Consider the following 19,004-nt stretch of genomic DNA (forward strand, 5'->3'; position numbering starts at 1 on the left):
TATAAACTATTAATAGGTAAAAGCTGAATGCACAAGGCTTAAAGCTTTTAAAAAAAACACTGAATAGGTATAAATGGAAAACCCTGATTGCTGCTTAAGCGATCAGGGTTTTCCATTTATAATAACCGGGGTTGTATCTTATTTTACGTTATAATGTATCACACTTCGGCCTATATTGCCTTCGGCGTCAATCCCTTCAATTATAGCACGGTATGAGCCGCGCTGATCGCTGTTAAAGAAGCTGATGGTTGCAGTGCCGGTTGCTTTATCGGTAATTACGTTAGGTTTCCAATAAATAGTATTACGTAAATCGCCGCCAAGCGTGCCTGCTTTGGTTACATCATATTTAGGCGAGTAAAACTCTTTGGCCTTGGTATAGCCTTGCACTGCAAAAGTGATCACATTTTGTTTGGGGATAAGTTCCTGTAATTGTGCAAGTGTTATCTTTTGTTTTTTAACAACCTTTTTGTTAATCACCAGTACACCCTTGGTTTGCGTACTACGGTTGATGCCGCTTACCCCATCATTTAAAAAGATCTCTACAGATTCAACCTCGCTCGATGGGATGCTCGATAAAAAGTTGGCATCAACAGGCAGGCTGCCTACATATACCTGCACCGGGGTGCGGCCACCGGCATTGTAATCGCGGGTAACGTAAAAATTGTTGTCGATATAGGTAAGGCCCATTGCCATGGTTGATAAACAGTTTAACAACAAAGGGCAGCCCTGTAATTGCTGTGCAGATACTTCATGATCGGCCTGCATAGGTAAACCTGAGAACGTGCCATAATCAGCATGACTGGCTTTTTTTACGATCTTGGTTGATTTTACAACAACTTCTTTTATGGTACGTGAGCTTTGATATTGCTTATAGCTGTTTTGTAAATAAGGGCGGAAAGTACTGTCAATGTTCAGGATCTCATCGGGGATGTTGTTGTTTTTGCTCAGTTTTTGATAAGCTTCGCCATTAACCGATATGACCATGTTGCGTCCGTTAGGATTGTTGCGGGCACTCAGTGTAATTTTTGATGTATCCGGCACATTCACGTTTGAGAATTTAAAATTGCCCGACATATCGGTAATTGTTTCTGCCGAAAAGTTTTTATCTGGAATCAGCAACCTTAAGCTGCCTTTGGCTACAGGGAGACCTGCATTGGTCCTCAATGTTCCTGTTATGTCAATGCCTTGCTCCGGCATAAGGTATATAGGCGGATTTTTGTCGGCCAGTATATCCTCATAATCAAAACGACGGTAACCCTGGGTAAGCATCAAAATATCCAGGTTGGCCAGTTTTTCATCATCGGGTTTATTGAAGTAATAGTTCGGTTTTTCGATGTACCCTTTCAGATCGGAGGTGAGCAGCATATTACTCAATATGGTTGATTCTGCATCTTCATTTGACGGTACTGTACCATCATCAACAACAGCTACCGAAAAGCTGCCTTCGGCCGGGGTTGTATTGTTTTTTGCCGATACAGTGATCTTAACGTTGCCCCTTGTAGTGTATGATGGTTTATCAGTTTTAAGGGCCAGGTTCATCTGGTCGTTATGCTGAATAAACACAATCCGTTCGCACAGAGCATATCCGCCCGATGAAAACAGTGTTACCTGCACAATACCTGAGGGGAATTTACTTTTAGGGATATTGGCCGAATAAACCGTGCTTTGTAGTACAGTCTGTGCTGCATAGTAAATAACACCGCCGCTTTGCGCTACCAGGTAAAAACTTTTGTTTTGTTTGCGCTGAAAAAACAAATCGTTAGCCGATATTTTTACAGTGAGATTGGTTGGATCATTGTTGTAAACGGCAATATTTATTCCCATTGATTGTACGCGAGGCAAATTATAGGTAGCCTGTGATCCATCGGGGAAAGTAATGTTTGCTTTGTACGATCTTTCGATGTCAGGAGTGATAGCGAAGATGCCCATTCCTAAATGAGCACTGCTGATCTGGGCAACCTCAGCGCCTTTATCATCAACAATGGTTCCTTTAACATCTACGCCCAGTCCGCTTGAGGCTATAGCCTTAAAAGCAACTTTAGTGCGGATCCCGTTGGTTAGCTGCCCTCCTTCCGGAAAAAACTGCACATCATAGCCTTTAACGGCTGTACGCATAGAAAAGCTGCTGCTGATAGTTTTACGGTCGCCAACGTCAATGGATGTAACCAGGATACCGCCGGTAATTACATCGGCCTGGCTTTCGGGCAGGTCAACCTGCAATACGCCTTTATCGTCTGTAACGCCGTGGCCTTTGCTTACGGGGTCGCCGTTTTTCATCAGTTGCCAGTTTACTTTTTTGTTGGCATACGGACTGTTGTCCGGCCCTTTGTAAAGGATGGTGGCATCAACTTTAACGCCTGTTCTTTTGCTTGAACTTTTATAAGTGATGTTGGTGCGTACCTGGTTATCTATGGCATTGCCAACACTAAAAGTATGGTCATAAAAATAATCCGGGTCAAAATTACGCATCCAGTTGGTGTAGCTTCGCAGGCGGTAAGCTCCCTGTTTATAAGTATCTCCGTTAAGCACAATGTTACCACTTGCAAAACCGTTTGTAACTGCAATGCGCTGACTCTCAACTACGGAATCGCGGTTGTTAATCAGGTCGACATATACTATACGGCTTAGTGCTGATGGCTGGCGCTTTTCAATGGTTACATAGGCTTTAAACCAAATGGTATCACCAACAGCGTAATAAGGTTTATCTGTATGCAGGTAAACTTTCTCGATAGGGTAGCTGCTGATAAACTTGCTTGTTTTTTCGATTATGGTTGTTAGAGGGATGCTATCCTGCTGGGCAAAAACAGATGCGCCAAATGCGGTTAACAGGCATAATAGGAGTAAAAATCGACGTATGATCATCAATATAAGTTAAAGAAGTAACAGGGGCTAATATAAACATTTAGCCGTATTGCATTTTTAGCGAGTGTTTATTTAACACTTTTTTACAAATGCTTTTTTTAGCCGCTTGCGAAAGTTAAACGCTAAAAGCTATACGCTTGTACAAAATAGCACAATTGTTACTTGGCTGCAGTTTTGGCCTTGCCCTCAACATGTACCGAGACCATGCTTGAGTGGATGATGCCCAGGGTAGTACCAGGCTTTACATTAAGGTAAAATTTAAAGTAGCTGTCCACAACCGCTTTTGAGGTATGGATATAATCAGCCTCTCTTTCCTGGTCGCCGTTAAATCCAACAAGCGGGGCGCCGTAGTACAACTTGCCCTTATCATCAACATACATGGTGAAGGAAAAATAGAAATCCTTATAGGCATTTTTGATCACAATGTCGTAAGTAGGGTCGAGGTAGTCATCAGAGTTGTCGAAATTATTAAGTATGTCCGGTTTGGTAGTGCGGCGAGACACTGTTACCAGCGGGCTTTTGCTGGTTATAATAGCCGGCTGTCTGGCTGCAAAAGCCTTGGCATAATCTGCGGTTGCTTTAGCGGCAAGCGAACGGATGAATACAGTATCGGCATGGCTTGGCCTTCTTAATGTACTGGTATCGGTGTGCAAAACGTTTTTTACATAATTATCAGCAAAAAATCGCATGAACACCTTGGTGCCTTTAACATCAAGTGAATCACCTTTCTGGATCAGGATCTCCATGGTGATACTGTCTTTATTGATTTGCCTTATCTTTAACCATGAGCGCGCTGCGTTGAAGATTGAATCATAGCCACGTGTTAGCGGGAAATTAATAAATGCATTTTTTGTTGGACTGAAAATGCTTATCGAATCGTCTGAAACAAATTTTAGCTTCCATTGTGGCTCCAGTTGATAACCGTATTCGTTAAACGAAAGACCGTTTTTTTGACGCCTGGATACTTCGGAGTAGTTGATGCCATTGTAAGGTTTAAAGGAGATCAGCTCTCTTTTCTTTTTACCTGAAGGACCGCTGCCGCAACCTGAAATAAAGGCAGATATAATGAAGAGCAGCCCAAATGCTGCCGTTTTTAACATTTTAAAATTGATAAGTAGCATTGCTGCTAAAGATATAGATAATTTGATAAATGGCTAAAAAATGGACCGATATCATTACAAGCCACTTTTGCCGGTAACGTTTACTGCAATCTCGCTGGTATGCACAATGCCAAGCGTACTGCCCGGCTTTACATCAAGATAAAACTTGAGGTAAGTCTCCATTACGGCTTTTGAAAGATGGGTATTGCTTACCCTTTGAGTTTCTTCGAAAAATACCCGTAGGGGTTTACCATAATGCATCCGCCCCACGGGGTCAACAAAAATTGAGAACGAATAGTAAAAGTTTGCATAGGCTTTATTAATGGTAATGTCAAACTCGGGTCGCATATAGTCGGATGGATTAAAATTGTTGAGCATAGTTGGCTCTGTATGGAGTTTTTTTATTTTTATCCGGTTGCTGCTGCTGCTAAGCTCGACCGGTTGCCGCGCTGCAAAGGCTTTTTCAATGTTTTTGTTGGCAACGTCGGCTAATCGCTTTATATATATATCGAGTCTTTACGGTTTGGGCTTTTACATTTGCTCAAATCGCCATGAAGTGTGTTTTTAATATAATTATCGGCATAAAAAACCATATAAACCTTTGCGCCGCGGGTATCAACCGAATCGCCGCTGGCTTTAAGCATTTCGATGATCACGCTATCCTTAGTCATGGTTTTAACTTTTAACCAGGTGCGGGCGGTATTAAAAACAGAATCATATCCGCGGGTAAGCGGAAAATTGATGAATTGTTTTTTAGCCGGACTATAAATACTGGCTGAATCATTGGAAACGAATTGCATTTTCCATTGCGGCTCTAATTGATAACCTGAGTTATTGAATGATAGCCCGTTATCTGATCTGCGCGCTATCTCTGTATAGCTGATACCCAATACAGGTTTAAAGGAAATCAGGTCTTTTTCGCCATTGTGTTTAACAATGTTACGTTGTTTGCAGCCCATGCAAAGCAAAGCCAAAACGATGCAGGTTAATTTTGCTATAGGTTTGTTAGTTATCATATAGGTATTTGTTAAATATATGACGTATTATGAACGCTAAAATGAGGAGGTTACATAACCCCGTGACTTAAATCTACACGCCCCGGTTTCCTGTAACATGAACGGCTATCTCGCTGGTATGCACTATACCAAGTGTTTTACCGGGAATAAAGTTCAGGTAGTATTTAAGGTAACTGTTCATTACCGCTGTAGAGAGGTGAATATAATTTTCCTCGTAGCTTTTTTCCGTAAATACCGTAAGGGGTTTTCCATAATGTATTTGCCCTGCCGGATCAATAAACATGGAGAATGAATAGTAAAAATTGCTGTAGGCTTTATCGATGGTAATATCAAACTCGGGGTTCATATAATCATAAGAAGTGTCGAAGTTGTTAAGCATGGTTGGCTCTGTATGGCGTTTACTAAAAGTAACATGCGGACTTTTGCTTTCGAGTTCAACAGGTTGTCTTGCGGAAAATGCTTTGGTGAAATCTTTATTGGCTGCATTGGTTAATGATTGTATGTAAACAGAGTCTTTTTTACTCGGGCTTTTGCATTTGCTTAAATCGCCATGAAGTGCATTGTTTATATACTTATCCGCATAAAAAACCATGTAAACTTTAGCGCCGCGCGTATCAACCGAATCTGCATAGGCTTTGAGCAATTCAATGATCATGCTGTCTTTTGTCATGGTTTTAACTTTGAGCCAGGTGCGGGCTGTATTAAAAATAGAGTCATAACCACGGGTAAGGGGGAAATTGATGAACTGCTTTTTTGTTGGGCTATAGATACTGGTAGAATCATTTGAAACAAATCGCATTTTCCATTCCGGTTCTAACTGGTAACCAAAATGGTTAAATGATAGCCCGTTTTGTGAACGCCGCGCAATTTCGGTATAGCTGATGCCAAAGACAGGTTCAAATGAGATCAGATCTTTTTCGCCGTCATGTTTAACAATGTTGCGGTGTTTACAGCCAAGGCAAAACAAAGTCAATACAATGCAGGTTAAATTTGTAAAAGGTTTAGCAATTAGCATATAGGTTCGATATATTATAAATATATGATATTTACCAACGCCCAAATGTTAAATAATGCTAAAATTGCAGATTGTAAGTAAATCTGATATAAGCTGATGGCAATTGAAATAGAACGTAAATTTTTGGTAGATCAGGAGAAATGGCAGCTGGTAACAAAGCCTGAGGCAATGCATTTCAGGCAGGGGTACATTTTTAGTGATGAAAAGAAAACAATTAGGGTGCGGGTTACTGATACAGAAGCATATATCACTATAAAAGGGAGTACAGCAGGTTTTAGCCGGAGCGAGTTTGAATACACTATTCCCGCAACCGATGGCGTTCAGTTGCTTGATAATTTTGCCACTTCCGAGTTGGAAAAATACCGCTACCGCATTACTTATGCCGGTAAACTTTGGGAAGTTGACGAATTTTTAGGCGATAACCAGGGCTTACTGATGGCCGAAATTGAACTTGGCAGCGAGGATGAAGAGTTTGAACTGCCGCCATGGGTAACAACTGAGGTAACCGGCGATGATCGGTATTATAATGCCAGGTTGAGCATTTATCCTTTTAAAAACTGGTAGCAACTTTTCAGGCGCATTCAGGTAAGCCGAGCAGATAGTCGGGTTTCGATTCGTCGTAAACGGTCTTAACATACTTGTTGCCCTTGGGACAAAGAGCAGGGATCAAGCTGGTTTTATTGCCTTTGTCATCAATAATGTAAGCCTCACCATCCTCATGTTTTATCCAGTCATAAAGTTTCGACCTTTCGGTGAGGCCTTTTACATTGATCCGCTCGTTGATCCATTCAAGTGAGTCGATGGCCACATACGGGTTATCGTGCGGTGCGCTGTCGGTTTTTATAGATACTATACGTACTGCCATTGTATTAAATTGCATTAAACATTCAGGTGGGATAAAAATATGGTAAAAAGCAATACCCCGAAATAGGTATAATCACCCAATTTTCACTACGTAAAATTACCTATGGTATAGGCGCTGCCGCTTGCTAACCATATCGCTTATTTGGCGAATAATGAAATGATTTGAGGATAGGGGTGTATTGCATATGCTTGTAAATAAGTATGTTGTAAGTAAAGTAGCACCCTGTAGGTGCGTGTTGCGTCTTTTTAAGAAAATTAAAATAGATATTGCGTAACCAAATGGTTTCATTTATATTTGTAACCGAACGGTTTCATGTTTCCGTTCTGTTACTATGCGAAGAGATGTTTTCCAGGCCATCGCCGACCCAACCCGCCGTGAGATCATTAACCTGCTGGCCAGCCGGCAAATGAACCTTAATTCCGTGGCCTATAATTTTGATATCAGCCGGCCGGCCGTATCCAAACACATAAAAATATTAACCGAATGCGGTTTGCTCATTATTAAGCAACAGGGGAGGGAACGCTATTGCCATGCCGATTTGAAACAGTTAAAGCAAGTTACAGACTGGGCAGAGCAATACCGCCGGTTCTGGACGCAGAAGCTGGATGCCCTCGACGCTTTTTTAACCGACGAACAAAATACAGATAACTATAAAAACAGCAAACTATGAGCACACAACCATTTGTAATTGAACGTGTTTATTCGGCGCCCATTCAAATGGTATGGGAAGCCATTACCGTTAAAGAAAAAATGAAAGAATGGTATTTTGACCTTGCCGAATTTAAACCCGAGGTAGGATTTGAATTTGAATTTACGGCGGGAGATAAGGATAATTTTCAATACCGTCACCTGTGCCGGGTAACTAAAGTTGTTGAGGGCAAAACCATTGCTTATACCTGGCGATATGATGGCTATGAAGGCGACTCGGAAGTTACATGGGAACTTTTTCCTGAAGGGAATGGTACCAAATTAATCCTCACCCATAGTGGCCTGGAAACTTTCCCGCCGTTGGATTCCTTCAAAAAAGAAAATTTTGTTGCTGGCTGGACACATATTATAGGTATTTCGCTTAAAGAGTATCTGGAAAAGTAAAAAACAACAAAGCCGGGCAAACGCCCGGCTTCATAATTAAAACAATATGATAAGGAGATATCTACTTTGTAAGTTAAAAATAACTAACCTCTAATCTCAAACCTCCAATCTCTAACATTAAAACACCTGGTCGAACTGGTTAACAGCGTCTTTACTTTCCAGCAGAGAGTGGCCCATTAAAAACTCGTCAACCTTGCGGGCAGCTTCGCGGCCTTCAGATATAGCCCAAACCACCAGTGATTGTCCGCGGCGCATATCGCCTGCTGTAAACACTTTGCTTACGTTGGTACGGTAAACACCTTCTTTGGCTTTAACGTTTTTACGGTCGTCAATTTCAACGCCAAGCTGGCTGATGAAAGTATCATGCTGTGGATGTAAGAAACCCATAGCCAGGAATACACGCTGACAAGGGATTTCACGCTCCGAACCTTCAACTATATGGAATTTTACCGGTCGACCCATAAAATCCTGTTCCCATTCAACATCAACTACTCTCAGGGCACGCAGGTTACCTTCTTCATCGCCTAAAAACTCTAAAGTATTAACACCCCAGAAACGGTCGGCACCTTCCTCGTGCGAGCTGGTAGTTTTCAGTACCATTGGGTAAGTAGGCCATGGCATATGCTGTGTACGCTGAGCCGGCGGCTGGAACATCACCTCAAATTGTTTGATTGATGCAGCACCCTGACGGTTTGAAGTACCCACACAGTCCGACCCGGTATCACCACCGCCAATTACCACTACATCTTTACCTGTAGCTATAATATCTTCGGCAGTAACCTCAATATTGCTAACACGTTTGTTTTGCTGTTTCAGGAAATCCATTGCAAAATGGATGCCTTTTAACTCACGGCCCGGAATGTTAAGGTTACGCGGAATAGTTGAACCGCCTGCTAAAATCACGGCATCGTTGTTACGTACCAGTTCATCAGCGGCTACGTTTACACCAACCTCGCTGTTGTATTTAAATACAACGCCATCTTTTTCCATTACTTCAACGCGGCGCTCAACAACCCATTTTTCCAGTTTAAAATCGGGGATGCCATAGCGTAATAAACCACCTGCACGGTCATCACGTTCGTAAACGGTAACGGTGTGGCCAACTTTCACCAGTTGGGCCGCTGCAGCAAGACCCGCAGGTCCCGAACCTACAACGGCTACCTTTTTGCCCGTTTTAACAAGCGGTGAAGTTGGTTTTACAAGGTTTTTCTCGTAAGCGATCTCGATGATATGGCGCTCAATTTCCTCAATAGCAACAGGCGGTTTGTTGATGCCTAACACGCATGCAGATTCGCATGGGGCAGGGCAGATACGGCCTGTAAACTCAGGGAAGTTATTAGTTGATGATAATATATGGTAAGCTTCTTCCCAGTTTTTACGATACACGGCGTCGTTAAACTCAGGAATGATATTACCAAGGGGGCATCCCGAATGGCAGAAAGGGATACCGCAATTCATACACCTTGCCGATTGCTGGTTAAGCTTCTCTTCAGTATATAAATTCACAAATTCGTTATAGTTCTTAACGCGTTCAGCAGCCGGAACTTTTGATGGAAGTTCGCGATTAAACTCCTGAAATCCTGTAGGTTTTCCCATTTCTTAGCCTATGGTTTGATATTGTAATTTCTCTAATACTTTTTTATACTCTCTCGGGAATACTTTCACAAACTGGGTTGATGCTTCATTCCAGTTGTTTAGTATCTTTTGCGCCAGCTTGCTGCCGGTTAAGGTGATGTGTTTACGCAGCAGGGTGAGGATCTGCTCTTCGTCTTGTACACTTAGCGGATCAAGGTCAACCATTTCGGTATTGCAGTTTTCTGCAAACGTACCTTCAGGATTGTAAACCCATGCTATACCTCCGCTCATACCGGCTGCAAAGTTGCGGCCTGTATTACCAAGGATAAGCGCACGACCACCGGTCATGTACTCGCAGCCGTGGTCGCCGATACCTTCAACAACAGTGGTAGCGCCAGAGTTACGTACCGCGAAACGCTCGCCGGCCATGCCGCCTACAAACAACTCGCCCGATGTAGCACCATAAAGGGCTACGTTACCAATGATGATATTATCTTCAGGTACGAAGGTTGCGTTAGCTGCCGGATAAACGGCTATCTGAGCGCCCGAAAGACCTTTACCTACATAGTCGTTAGCTTCGCCTTCCAGCTCGAAAGAAACACCTTTAGTGGTGAATGCTGCAAAACTTTGACCAGCCGAACCTTTGAATTTGAAGTTAACGGTATTGTCAGGTAAACCAGCCGAACCATAAACTTTAGAAATCTCGTTAGATAACAAGGTGCCGATAGTGCGGTCAACGTTGATCACATCAAACGAAGCAAATACCGGGGTTTTATCTTCAATAGCAGGCTTCGCAGCTTCCCATAGTTTCCAGTCAAGGATATTGGCCATGCCATGATCCTGTGATTCACTGTTGTACAAGGTCATGCCTTTGGTGTTGGTAACCGGGTGCAGGATGCCGCTCAAGTCAATCTTTTTGGCTTTCCAGCTTTGCAGGTTATCTTTCACTTTCAGGAACTGCACGCGGCCAACCATTTCATGAATAGTACGGAAACCAAGCTCGGCCATGATCTCGCGTAACTCCTCAGCCATAAAGCGGAACAGGTTAACAACGTGTTCAGGCTTGCCCGAGAATAATTTACGTAATTCAGGATCTTGTGTTGCCACACCAACAGGGCAGGTGTTCAGATGGCATTTACGCATCATGATACAACCGCCTGCAACAAGGGCAGCAGTAGCCACACCCCATTCTTCGGCGCCCATCAGGGCTGCGATTGCCAAATCGCGACCAGTTTTCAGCTGACCGTCTGTTTGTAGTACCACACGGCTGCGCAGTTTATTACGTACCAGTGTTTGGTGAGCTTCGGTTAAACCAAGCTCCCATGGTAAACCAGCATGTTTGATAGAGCTTATTGGCGATGCGCCTGTACCACCATCGTAGCCGGCAATCAGGATCACATCGGCGTGTGCTTTGGCAACACCGGCTGCAATAGTACCTACACCGGCTTTTGATACCAGCTTAACGTTGATACGGGCAGCGCGGTTAGCATTTTTAAGATCGAAGATAAGCTGTGCCAAATCTTCGATAGAGTAAATATCGTGGTGCGGCGGAGGCGAGATCAAACCTACACCCGGGGTAGAGTGACGGGTTTTAGCGATCCAGTCGTCAACCTTGTGGCCCGGCAGCTGACCGCCTTCGCCTGGTTTTGCACCCTGTGCCATTTTAATTTGCAACTCATCGGCGTTGGTAAGGTAGTTTGAAGTTACCCCAAAACGGCCTGATGCCACCTGTTTAATGGCAGAACGTAACGAATCGCCGTTTGGCAACTTGTCGTAACGCATCTCGTCTTCGCCTCCTTCACCAGTATTACTTTTGCCGCCAATGCGGTTCATGGCAATAGCCATGGTGCTGTGCGCCTCGTGCGAGATAGAGCCGAATGACATGGCACCTGTAGCAAAACGCTTCATGATGCTTTCCGCAGGTTCAACCTCATCAATGCTGATTGATTCGCGGTGGTGGGCAAAATCAAGTAAACCACGGATGGTGAAGTGCTTTTCAGTTTGCTCGTTAACCACCTTAGCATAGTTTTTATATACCTCGTAGCTATTAGTACGTGTGGCGTGCTGTAACAGGTGAACGGTAGTAGGATTAAACAAGTGGGCTTCGCCTCGGCGTTTCCACTGGTAGATACCACCTTCAGGTAACAGGTTGTCAGCTCCTTTAGCTTCAAAGCCCATTTTGTGTTTGCAAAGTGCTTCACGGGCAATTTCATCGAGGCCTAAACCGCCTATGCGGGTAACTGCACCGTGGAAGTATTTGTCAACAACGGTTTTGTTCAAACCAAGGATCTCGAATACCTGCGCGCCGTGGTATGACTGTAAGGTTGAGATCCCCATTTTCGAGAAGATCTTCAACAAGCCATCGTTAATAGATTTAACGTAGTTATTCCGCAGCTTTTTGATATCGTAGCTGGTTTCAAGGCTGCCATTATCTTTAAGGGTTTCAATAGTTGAAAGCGCCAGGTACGGGTTGATAGCTGTAGCACCAAAGGCCAGTAAGCAGGCAAAGTGGTGTACTTCCCAGGCATCGCCGGTTTCAACAACCAGGCCAACAGCGCCACGGCGACCTTTGCGGATCAAATGGTGGTGTACTGCTGATACAGCCAGCAGGGTAGGAATAGGGGCATGCTCAGAATCAACCGCACGATCCGAAAGGATCAATACCTCAAAGCCGTCATCAACAGCATCTTCAGCATAGCGGCAAAGGCGTGCAATGCCTTTTTCCAGTGAACCAGGCAGGCCATCAGCCTTAAAGTATGTTTGCAGTGTTTTAGCGTGGAACAGGCCGGTATCGATACTGCGCAGTTTTTCTAACTGGTGGTTTTTCAATATCGGGTGTTTCAATACCACGCAATGACAATGCATTTTATCCTCATCAAGCAGGTTGCCATTGTTGCCGATAAAGGTAGCAAGGCTCATCACCAAACGCTCACGGATCGGGTCGATTGGCGGGTTGGTTACCTGTGCGAAGAATTGTTTGAAATAGCTTGACAGGTGCTGAGGTTTATCCGAAAGGATAGCCAAAGGCACATCGGTTCCCATTGAACCTACAGGCTCTTTGCCATCAAGGGCCATCGGTTTAATGATGGTATCGATATCCTCGCGGCTGTAGCCGAATACCTGCTGGTAACGGTATACAGAGGCTTCAGACAGGTTGGCGAAAGCCAGGCGCGGTTCTGAAAGCTCGCTCAGGTTAATTTTATAATTCTCTAACCAACGGCCATATGGCTGTTGTGATGCAATTTGTTGCTTGATCTCTTCATCGGTGATGATGCGGCCTTTTTCAGTATCGATCAATAACATTTTACCAGGCTGTAAGCGGCCTTTGCGTAAAACAGTGCTTTCGTCGATAGTTAACGTACCTGCTTCAGAAGCAGCTATTACACGACCATCATTGGTGATCACGAAACGTAGCGGGCGTAAGCCGTTACGGTCAAGCAGGGCACCTACCAGTTTACCATCGGTAAAGGTAATAGCGGCAGGACCATCCCATGGCTCCATCAGGGTAGCGTGGAACTCATAGAAAGCTTTTTTAAGCGGATCCATGGCTTCGTTGCCATCCCATGCTTCAGGTACTAGCATCATCATTACATGTGGCAATGAACGGCCGGAGTGCAACAATATTTCAATGATATTATCCAGACAGGCAGAATCCGACTGGTTGTTATCGATCACCGGCAACAACATGTCCATTTCTTCGGCAGTAAAGTATGACGAAGCGTATGATTTCAGGCCGGCATAAAACCAGTTTAAGTTACCTGTAAGAGTATTGATCTCGCCGTTATGCGCAATTAAGCGGAATGGCTGGGCCAGTTTCCATGAAGGGAAAGTATTGGTAGAGAAACGCGAGTGGATCATGGCAAAGCCTGATGCAATACGCGGATCGGAAAGATCTGAATAGTATTTACGCAGTTGGTAGGTAGTAAGCTGCCCTTTGTAAATAATTGTTTTACAGCTTAACGATGTAAAATAAAAATTATCAGAAGCGCCGGCTACCGTTTCAGTAATGGTTTTGTTGATATACCTGCGGAGTACGAATAATTTGCGTTCAAAATCATCGGCGTTGGTAATATGATGTGGCCTTGCAATATAAATTTGCTCAATGTCAGGCTCGGCCTGGCGGGCTGTTTCACCAATAACTGATGAATCAACGGTAAGCTTACGCTCGCCCAGCTTATGTAAACCTAATTTTTCAATAGCATTGTTAATAATGGTACGGCAGGCCTTTTTCTGGGCCGAATCTTTAGGTAAAAATATCATACCTACACCATACTCGCCAGGTTCCGGCAGGCTGATCTCAAGGTTTGAGCATTCTTCCATTAAAAACTCATGGGGCAATTGTATTAAAATACCCGCACCGTCCCCGCTCTCGGGGTCGCATCCGCACGCACCGCGGTGTTCCATGTTTTCGAGCATGGTTAACGCGTTATCAATAATTTGGTTGGTTTTATGACCGTTGATATTGGCTATAAATCCCGTTCCGCACGAATCGTGTTCAAATTCCGGTCTGTAAAGACCCTGGTGGCTATCAGTTTGATCCATTGTTTAAATTAAACCGTTTACAATTTTATAAGGGGTGTAACCACGAAGTTACCAAAACTCAAATAAATTATAAAATTTACGGTAATTTTTAAAGATTTCTAAAAAATCAATTATTTAAATCATAATTATTTAACATTATCTCAACAAAAAGAGATAAATATTATGATGTACAAAATGAAAGTACGAAAAAAATTATTTAGAATCAATATAAAGTTATACCAAACTTGTGCAATACATTTATTAAAGCTGACTTTTTAGCTATAACCAAATTAAATTTTGTGGTGTTTCCCTATGTGATTAGTAGGATTTGGGAGGGGAAAAGTCAGGGGGCGGTAAGTCGGCAAGTCTGAAAGTTGAATTTTGAAAGATCTCTTATCAAGGTATAGATAAAGCTCCGGGAGTCGATAGGTCTATAACTTTTGATTTCGAATTATTGTCTGAACTCGAATTTATAGAATTTAAGGAATCAACATGATGCTATGCAAATTCTATAAATTTTCAAAATTTGTTCAATTCGAGTTCAGACAAAATCAACTATCTGTAAGTACACAAATACGAACTCTGCACTTCTGTTTTAACTTTAAATGAAGTATTTGCTTCAACCTCAAATACTTGTCCGTTGGTAAATGTTTGCCATTGGCTTTGGCCTGGTAATAAAGCTTCAAGGCTGCCTTCAATTACGGTCATGGTTTCGTGACTTGATGTGCCAAATTCGTATTCGCCGGGTTCAATAACGCCGATAGTTGAGCGCCCTTGCGGAGTGGTGTATGCCAGTGATTTTACGGCACCTTCAAAATATTCGTTTACGTTGATCATGTTTAAAAATTTCGGCCTAATATGGTTAAATAAAATGAATTGTATTATAATTGGGGCTTAACTATTAAAAGCCGCCATACTGGCGAATGTTAAAATATGTGAAAAAAGTAATTTCGGTTGTGATTATTACTTCTTAAACATCGTTATTTGCATAAAATTTATATATGAGGAAAATCCAACTATTAATGCTGTTCGTTTTATCAGCTATAATATTCCAGGGCTGTAAAAAGGACGTTGTTACTTCTGCTTCCACTACTTCCGACCAAATACTTGCCGCAACTATAAATGGTACATCATGGATCCCTGATGATGTTACCGCTACTATAAATTATGATGCTACTGCTAAAACAAAATCATTTAATGTAGTTGGTACTACTGACCTGAAAAGAGTAAAATGGACGATTACTTTAAGTGATGCTAATGCTACCAATGTCAATACTTTTCCGCTGGCTACTTATAAGGTTGATGCTACCAGCAGGGTAAATATGGCTTATTTCACGTCAACTAGCGGTACATCCTATAATCAGGTAGGTGTGGTTGAGCCAGGTTCGGGTTCTATCATAATTACCTCTATAGATCCATCAAAAAATGTGATAACCGGTACCTATAGCATGACCACCAAAAAGGTAAACTATAATGATGATGGTACCATAGCATCTATTGAAACGTCGCAGATATTAGGTGGTACATTCACTAATCTGCCTTATAACTTTACCCAGGTCAGTAATTAAATAAATTAGAAAATATAACATGAACGCCCCGGGTTGCAATATCCCGGGGCGTTCTTTTTTAAACCGATCCGTAATTATTGGCCAGGACTTGGCCTGGTTGGGCTCGACGGATTAGGTGTTGGGCTTGGTGTTGTTGGGTTTGGCGTATTTGGTACAGGGCTTGGGTTAGGCGTATTTGGCTGCGGTGTAGGGTTAGGTGTACTGGGTGTTGGTGAAGGGTTTGGCGTTGGCGCAGGAGTTGGTACCCGATTTGGATCAGTAGGTGTCGGCGTCGGCGTTGGACTTGGCACAGGATCTGTTGGTTTTGGTGTGGGTACCGGCGTTTTTGGTTTCTTTTTATTTTTATCTGGCACAGTATCAGTGGTCAATGTGTACTTTGTTACTGATACACCGGTATTTTGAGTCTGGTGTTCGTTCGCTAATACCAAAGAGCCGGCTAATGACAGGGCGATAGCTGCGGCTGTTATTCTTAAATTTTTCATATTTTTTCTTTTTATTTATGAAAAGTTAACTATTAATATAACTTAACGAAAAAGGAATGGTTTTTGAAATTTGAAATGAATCCAGGTCCAAACCCATTAACCACACCTGTTGCAGTAAATGACCTGGTAATACAACTTAGAGTTTGTATTGTTGATGAGTTGCCGGTTTAAATATTAAGCACCTATCTTTGCATGTAACCTGCCTGCAAACATTACCTATGACAGAACTTGAAAAAATGACATCCGGCGAACTGTACAATGCCGGGGATGCCGAACTTGTTGCCGCCCGTTCAAAAGCCCGGCAATTGTTTACACAATACAATGCCGCAAGCTATGATGACAAGGAAACCAAAACAGCCCTGTTAAAACAACTGCTGGGAAGCTTTAAAGGCAATATTGATATTCAATCGCCTTTTTACTGTGATTATGGCTTTAATATAATAGCCGGGGATAACCTGTTTCTGAATTTTAACTGTATTATATTGGATTGTGCCTGTGTTGCCTTTGGTGATAACGTGTTCCTGGCGCCCAATGTGCAGCTTTATACAGCCTATCACCCGGTAATAGCTGCCGAACGGATCAAAGGCCCCGAATATGCGGCACCTATTACTATTGGCAACAACGTGTGGCTGGGTGGTGGTGTAATTGTTTGCCCTGGAGTTACCATAGGTGATAATACGACAATAGGTGCAGGAAGTGTGGTAACCAAAAGTATTCCGGCAAATGTAGTTGCTGCAGGAAATCCATGCCGGGTAATCAGAGAGTTGTGATTTCATTATAATTTCGGAATTTCGATTTCGGATTTGACGGCTTTGGGAGCAAGCTATTTCAGACATACGTAAAGCAGCTGAGAAAAGAAATTTCTTTTATGCTTAGCCCCTTTACTTGAAATTACCGAGCTTGACATTGTGAAAGTGTTCAAGCTGATAACATCGGTAACGGCTTTGTGCTGTCTTTTAATAATTTCAGTTCGGCAACAATGATAAAGCTTACAATTACCAGGAAGGCCCAGGAGCTTATCTTCTGATAATTTACTACTGTCCAGGCATGGTGCTGGTAGGCATAGCGCCAGGCGCCAAGTCGGGTAGCTATATTTTCGGCAAGCCAGATGAAAAAGCCTATAAGCATAAATGATATTATTGTTGGTATGCGACAGGCTTTTTCCTGTAAATGAAAAACTACTACCGACCGCCCGAAAAAATAAAGGATCAGCACGCCTATGCCATAGCGGATATCGGGCATAAAATGATTGCTAAAAAAATTAAAGTATATCAAAATACCTATGGTGCGGGCAATATAACGGTTAGGCCAGTTTTGTATTTGCAGGTTAAGCCTCCGCCAGGCCTGGCACATATAGCTGGCAACGCTGGCATACATAAAGCCGCTATATAGCGGAACGCCGCCTATTTTCAGATAAGCAAATTCAGGATAGGCCCATGAGCCGTAGTGAACTTTGAAGAGCTCCATTACCAGACCCAGCAGGTGAAATATGCAAATTACCAGTACTTCATCCTTAGTTTCGATCCCGGTGTAATATAAAGCAGCCTGAATAAGCAGGCAGGCTATCAGCATAAAGTCATAACGGGGCAAAATGCCTGTAAACAAATGCGAAAGTGCCAGCATGGCAAATACCAAAACCGGGAACAGGCAGGAGAGTGCCTGCTGCTGCACAAAGATCCCGAAATGTTTAATAGCTGTTTTCATGGATTAATTTAAAGCATATGCCCGGTCCATTCCCTGGATCTGGATTTTGTATTGCACCGGCAGAAGGGCATCCCTTAAAAACTTCCCGGGTTTAAGGTTTTTTATTGCCTTATATACCTTTAGTACAGGCCAAAGCCAGGCTATTTTACCCAGCGGCAGTTGTTGGCTAACCTGCGTGGGCACGGTTAGCAACTGTGCCTGCTTCAGAATCTGATACCTCGCAAAACCAAGATGTTTTTTATACTGATGATATAAATCGGCAGTGAAGGCGCTGTTAATTAAATTGTGTTCAAGGTGTTCTTTGCGCATTTGAAGATAGTGTTGATAATCTGATGGTATCCCTGTTAGCTGCATTCGTTCGCCAACCCGGTTAAATACGTTAAACACTTCGGCTTTTTCGGCTGCGCTAAGAGGCTTTTCCAGTAATTCATATGAACGGATGGAAAGATCGATCAACAGGAACAGCACATCACGATAAGCCCAGTCGGGTATTTGGGAACCACGGGCGGTTTCAACACCTTTATGAATGGCATTTATTTTATCAATAGCCTTTAAAGCTTCATCGCGTTCCGAAAAAATGATTTGCCGCGAATAGGCTACGGTGCTAAACAGGCGTGCTAAAGGATCAGCAGGAAGTTTGCCCGTGAAATAAAGCCAGTCGACAGCCTTATTTAAAGCAAACTCGGCTGCGGCCCCGGCGAAAATGAACAGGATGGTATCTGCCTTGCCCCAAATCCTGCGCACTATCGAATTTTCATCTACAAAAAGGTTCATGTTATATGTTTTTCGTTGCTTTTACTTTGTATTTTAAAAGTACTTTGTATTTCAAAGTTATTAAAATGATTTGAGTTTGCAATAGGAAACAGGCGATTTATTTTAGAGTGGTAGAAAGTTGGTATCAGATTCAGTTATTAATTGATTGCTAATTTTAATGGCTTTTTGATTGTTTAAAACATTTTTGCTAATTTTTATAGTTTTGAAATTGTTGTTGGTATACTTGTATTTTAATTAGGGATATAGTTTAAAACAGGCGTATGGTAAATGCAGTTTTTGAATTTGAATTTAATAATCAGGTTGTTGAGTTTGATATCAGCGATAAAGATTTAATGATCAATGCCACAGAAATGGGCAAAATCTTCGGTAAAAACCCAACGAGTTTTTAAAGCTGAAACAAACTAAAGATTTTATTGACGAATTGAAAAGC

Annotated in this window: 18 protein-coding genes; 7 read left to right on the plus strand and 11 right to left on the minus strand. The window is 42.6% G+C overall.

Annotated features, from left to right (window positions below; genetic code table 11):
* Positions 1 to 138: 138 nt before the first annotated feature.
* The 5 genes from J3L18_RS04960 to J3L18_RS04980 form a co-directional block, all read right to left on the minus strand.
* Positions 139 to 2,862 (minus strand): carboxypeptidase regulatory-like domain-containing protein, encoded by a 2,724-nt coding sequence (locus J3L18_RS04960; protein ID WP_129569768.1) that lies wholly within the window; start codon positions 2,860 to 2,862, stop codon positions 139 to 141.
* A 158-nt stretch (positions 2,863 to 3,020) separates the two neighbouring features.
* On the minus strand, positions 3,021 to 3,962 hold the full coding sequence (locus J3L18_RS04965) for a hypothetical protein (protein WP_129569769.1): 942 nt from the start codon (positions 3,960 to 3,962) through the stop codon (positions 3,021 to 3,023).
* Positions 3,963 to 4,037: 75 nt separating this feature from the next.
* Positions 4,038 to 4,340 carry a hypothetical protein gene (locus J3L18_RS04970; RefSeq protein ID WP_129569770.1) on the minus strand — a complete coding sequence of 101 codons (303 nt, stop codon included), beginning with the start codon at positions 4,338 to 4,340 and terminating at the stop codon, positions 4,038 to 4,040.
* Positions 4,341 to 4,459: 119 nt separating this feature from the next.
* Positions 4,460 to 4,978: a hypothetical protein gene (locus J3L18_RS04975; protein WP_129569771.1), complete on the minus strand. Its 519-nt coding sequence runs from the start codon at positions 4,976 to 4,978 to the stop codon at positions 4,460 to 4,462.
* Positions 4,979 to 5,051: 73 nt separating this feature from the next.
* A complete protein-coding gene (locus J3L18_RS04980) occupies positions 5,052 to 5,993 on the minus strand; it encodes a hypothetical protein (RefSeq protein ID WP_129569772.1) in 942 nt (313 codons plus the stop codon).
* Positions 5,994 to 6,089: 96 nt separating this feature from the next.
* Here J3L18_RS04980 and J3L18_RS04985 point away from each other — a divergent pair, with 96 nt between their 5' ends.
* Positions 6,090 to 6,557 (plus strand): CYTH domain-containing protein, encoded by a 468-nt coding sequence (locus J3L18_RS04985; RefSeq protein ID WP_091162366.1) that lies wholly within the window; start codon positions 6,090 to 6,092, stop codon positions 6,555 to 6,557.
* A 7-nt stretch (positions 6,558 to 6,564) separates the two neighbouring features.
* Here the strand turns inward: J3L18_RS04985 and J3L18_RS04990 are convergent, their stop codons facing one another.
* Complete coding sequence (locus J3L18_RS04990) at positions 6,565 to 6,858, minus strand: hypothetical protein (protein WP_129569773.1); 294 nt, start codon at positions 6,856 to 6,858, stop codon at positions 6,565 to 6,567.
* Between the two features lie 331 nt (positions 6,859 to 7,189).
* On the opposite strand from J3L18_RS04990, the gene J3L18_RS04995 reads away from it, so the two are divergent.
* Together J3L18_RS04995 and J3L18_RS05000 are read left to right on the plus strand one after the other, a co-directional pair.
* On the plus strand, positions 7,190 to 7,528 hold the full coding sequence (locus tag J3L18_RS04995) for an ArsR/SmtB family transcription factor (protein WP_129569774.1): 339 nt from the start codon (positions 7,190 to 7,192) through the stop codon (positions 7,526 to 7,528).
* Entirely contained in the window at positions 7,525 to 7,950 is a 426-nt protein-coding gene (locus J3L18_RS05000) for an SRPBCC family protein (RefSeq protein WP_129569775.1), read from the plus strand. The genes J3L18_RS04995 and J3L18_RS05000 overlap by 4 nt, the downstream gene beginning before the upstream one ends.
* A 117-nt stretch (positions 7,951 to 8,067) precedes the next feature.
* Here the strand turns inward: J3L18_RS05000 and J3L18_RS05005 are convergent, their stop codons facing one another.
* The 3 genes from J3L18_RS05005 to ppnP all read right to left on the minus strand — a co-directional run bounded on the left by J3L18_RS05005 (position 8,068) and on the right by ppnP (position 14,883).
* Positions 8,068 to 9,546, minus strand: coding sequence for a glutamate synthase subunit beta (locus J3L18_RS05005; RefSeq protein WP_129569776.1), 1,479 nt, complete (start codon positions 9,544 to 9,546; stop codon positions 8,068 to 8,070).
* Positions 9,547 to 9,549: 3 nt separating this feature from the next.
* Positions 9,550 to 14,067 carry a glutamate synthase large subunit gene (gltB, locus tag J3L18_RS05010; RefSeq protein WP_129569777.1) on the minus strand — a complete coding sequence of 1,506 codons (4,518 nt, stop codon included), beginning with the start codon at positions 14,065 to 14,067 and terminating at the stop codon, positions 9,550 to 9,552.
* 534 nt (positions 14,068 to 14,601) lie between these two features.
* Positions 14,602 to 14,883, minus strand: coding sequence for a pyrimidine/purine nucleoside phosphorylase (gene ppnP / locus J3L18_RS05015; RefSeq protein ID WP_091162376.1), 282 nt, complete (start codon positions 14,881 to 14,883; stop codon positions 14,602 to 14,604).
* A gap of 164 nt (positions 14,884 to 15,047) precedes the next feature.
* Here ppnP and J3L18_RS05020 point away from each other — a divergent pair, with 164 nt between their 5' ends.
* The 3 genes from J3L18_RS05020 (at position 15,048) to J3L18_RS05030 (ending at position 16,866) form a co-directional block, all read left to right on the plus strand.
* Complete coding sequence (locus tag J3L18_RS05020; RefSeq protein ID WP_129569778.1) at positions 15,048 to 15,614, plus strand: DUF6252 family protein; 567 nt, start codon at positions 15,048 to 15,050, stop codon at positions 15,612 to 15,614.
* 33 nt (positions 15,615 to 15,647) lie between these two features.
* On the plus strand, positions 15,648 to 16,016 hold the full coding sequence (locus J3L18_RS05025) for a hypothetical protein (protein WP_189549249.1): 369 nt from the start codon (positions 15,648 to 15,650) through the stop codon (positions 16,014 to 16,016).
* A 298-nt stretch (positions 16,017 to 16,314) separates the two neighbouring features.
* A complete protein-coding gene (locus J3L18_RS05030) occupies positions 16,315 to 16,866 on the plus strand; it encodes a sugar O-acetyltransferase (RefSeq protein ID WP_129569779.1) in 552 nt (183 codons plus the stop codon).
* A 148-nt stretch (positions 16,867 to 17,014) separates the two neighbouring features.
* On the opposite strand, the gene J3L18_RS05035 is transcribed toward J3L18_RS05030, so the two are convergent.
* Together J3L18_RS05035 and J3L18_RS05040 are read right to left on the minus strand one after the other, a co-directional pair.
* Entirely contained in the window at positions 17,015 to 17,800 is a 786-nt protein-coding gene (locus J3L18_RS05035) for a DUF817 domain-containing protein (protein ID WP_129569780.1), read from the minus strand.
* A gap of 3 nt (positions 17,801 to 17,803) precedes the next feature.
* Positions 17,804 to 18,574, minus strand: a complete 771-nt coding sequence (locus J3L18_RS05040; protein WP_091162384.1) for an oxygenase MpaB family protein — start codon at positions 18,572 to 18,574, stop codon at positions 17,804 to 17,806.
* A 260-nt stretch (positions 18,575 to 18,834) separates the two neighbouring features.
* Here J3L18_RS05040 and J3L18_RS05045 point away from each other — a divergent pair, with 260 nt between their 5' ends.
* On the plus strand, positions 18,835 to 18,963 hold the full coding sequence (locus tag J3L18_RS05045; RefSeq protein ID WP_262511174.1) for a hypothetical protein: 129 nt from the start codon (positions 18,835 to 18,837) through the stop codon (positions 18,961 to 18,963).
* The last annotated feature ends 41 nt before the right edge of the window (positions 18,964 to 19,004 follow it).

This window comes from Mucilaginibacter gossypii, from assembly GCF_017569325.2.
Lineage (GTDB): Bacteria > Bacteroidota > Bacteroidia > Sphingobacteriales > Sphingobacteriaceae > Mucilaginibacter > Mucilaginibacter gossypii.

What these genes read in the sequence shown, in the direction of transcription:
- J3L18_RS04960 (WP_129569768.1), bottom strand. Translation starts at nt 2,862, where the DNA reads ATGATCATACGTCGATTTTTACTCCTATTATGCCTGTTAACCGCATTT.
- J3L18_RS04965 (WP_129569769.1), bottom strand. Translation starts at nt 3,962, where the DNA reads ATGTTAAAAACGGCAGCATTTGGGCTGCTCTTCATTATATCTGCCTTT.
- J3L18_RS04970 (WP_129569770.1), bottom strand. Translation starts at nt 4,340, where the DNA reads ATGCTCAACAATTTTAATCCATCCGACTATATGCGACCCGAGTTTGAC.
- J3L18_RS04975 (WP_129569771.1), bottom strand. Translation starts at nt 4,978, where the DNA reads ATGATAACTAACAAACCTATAGCAAAATTAACCTGCATCGTTTTGGCT.
- J3L18_RS04980 (WP_129569772.1), bottom strand. Translation starts at nt 5,993, where the DNA reads ATGCTAATTGCTAAACCTTTTACAAATTTAACCTGCATTGTATTGACT.
- J3L18_RS04985 (WP_091162366.1), top strand. Translation starts at nt 6,090, where the DNA reads ATGGCAATTGAAATAGAACGTAAATTTTTGGTAGATCAGGAGAAATGG.
- J3L18_RS04990 (WP_129569773.1), bottom strand. Translation starts at nt 6,858, where the DNA reads ATGGCAGTACGTATAGTATCTATAAAAACCGACAGCGCACCGCACGAT.
- J3L18_RS04995 (WP_129569774.1), top strand. Translation starts at nt 7,190, where the DNA reads ATGCGAAGAGATGTTTTCCAGGCCATCGCCGACCCAACCCGCCGTGAG.
- J3L18_RS05000 (WP_129569775.1), top strand. Translation starts at nt 7,525, where the DNA reads ATGAGCACACAACCATTTGTAATTGAACGTGTTTATTCGGCGCCCATT.
- J3L18_RS05005 (WP_129569776.1), bottom strand. Translation starts at nt 9,546, where the DNA reads ATGGGAAAACCTACAGGATTTCAGGAGTTTAATCGCGAACTTCCATCA.
- gltB (WP_129569777.1), bottom strand. Translation starts at nt 14,067, where the DNA reads ATGGATCAAACTGATAGCCACCAGGGTCTTTACAGACCGGAATTTGAA.
- ppnP (WP_091162376.1), bottom strand. Translation starts at nt 14,883, where the DNA reads ATGATCAACGTAAACGAATATTTTGAAGGTGCCGTAAAATCACTGGCA.
- J3L18_RS05020 (WP_129569778.1), top strand. Translation starts at nt 15,048, where the DNA reads ATGAGGAAAATCCAACTATTAATGCTGTTCGTTTTATCAGCTATAATA.
- J3L18_RS05030 (WP_129569779.1), top strand. Translation starts at nt 16,315, where the DNA reads ATGACAGAACTTGAAAAAATGACATCCGGCGAACTGTACAATGCCGGG.
- J3L18_RS05035 (WP_129569780.1), bottom strand. Translation starts at nt 17,800, where the DNA reads ATGAAAACAGCTATTAAACATTTCGGGATCTTTGTGCAGCAGCAGGCA.
- J3L18_RS05040 (WP_091162384.1), bottom strand. Translation starts at nt 18,574, where the DNA reads ATGAACCTTTTTGTAGATGAAAATTCGATAGTGCGCAGGATTTGGGGC.
- J3L18_RS05045 (WP_262511174.1), top strand. Translation starts at nt 18,835, where the DNA reads ATGGTAAATGCAGTTTTTGAATTTGAATTTAATAATCAGGTTGTTGAG.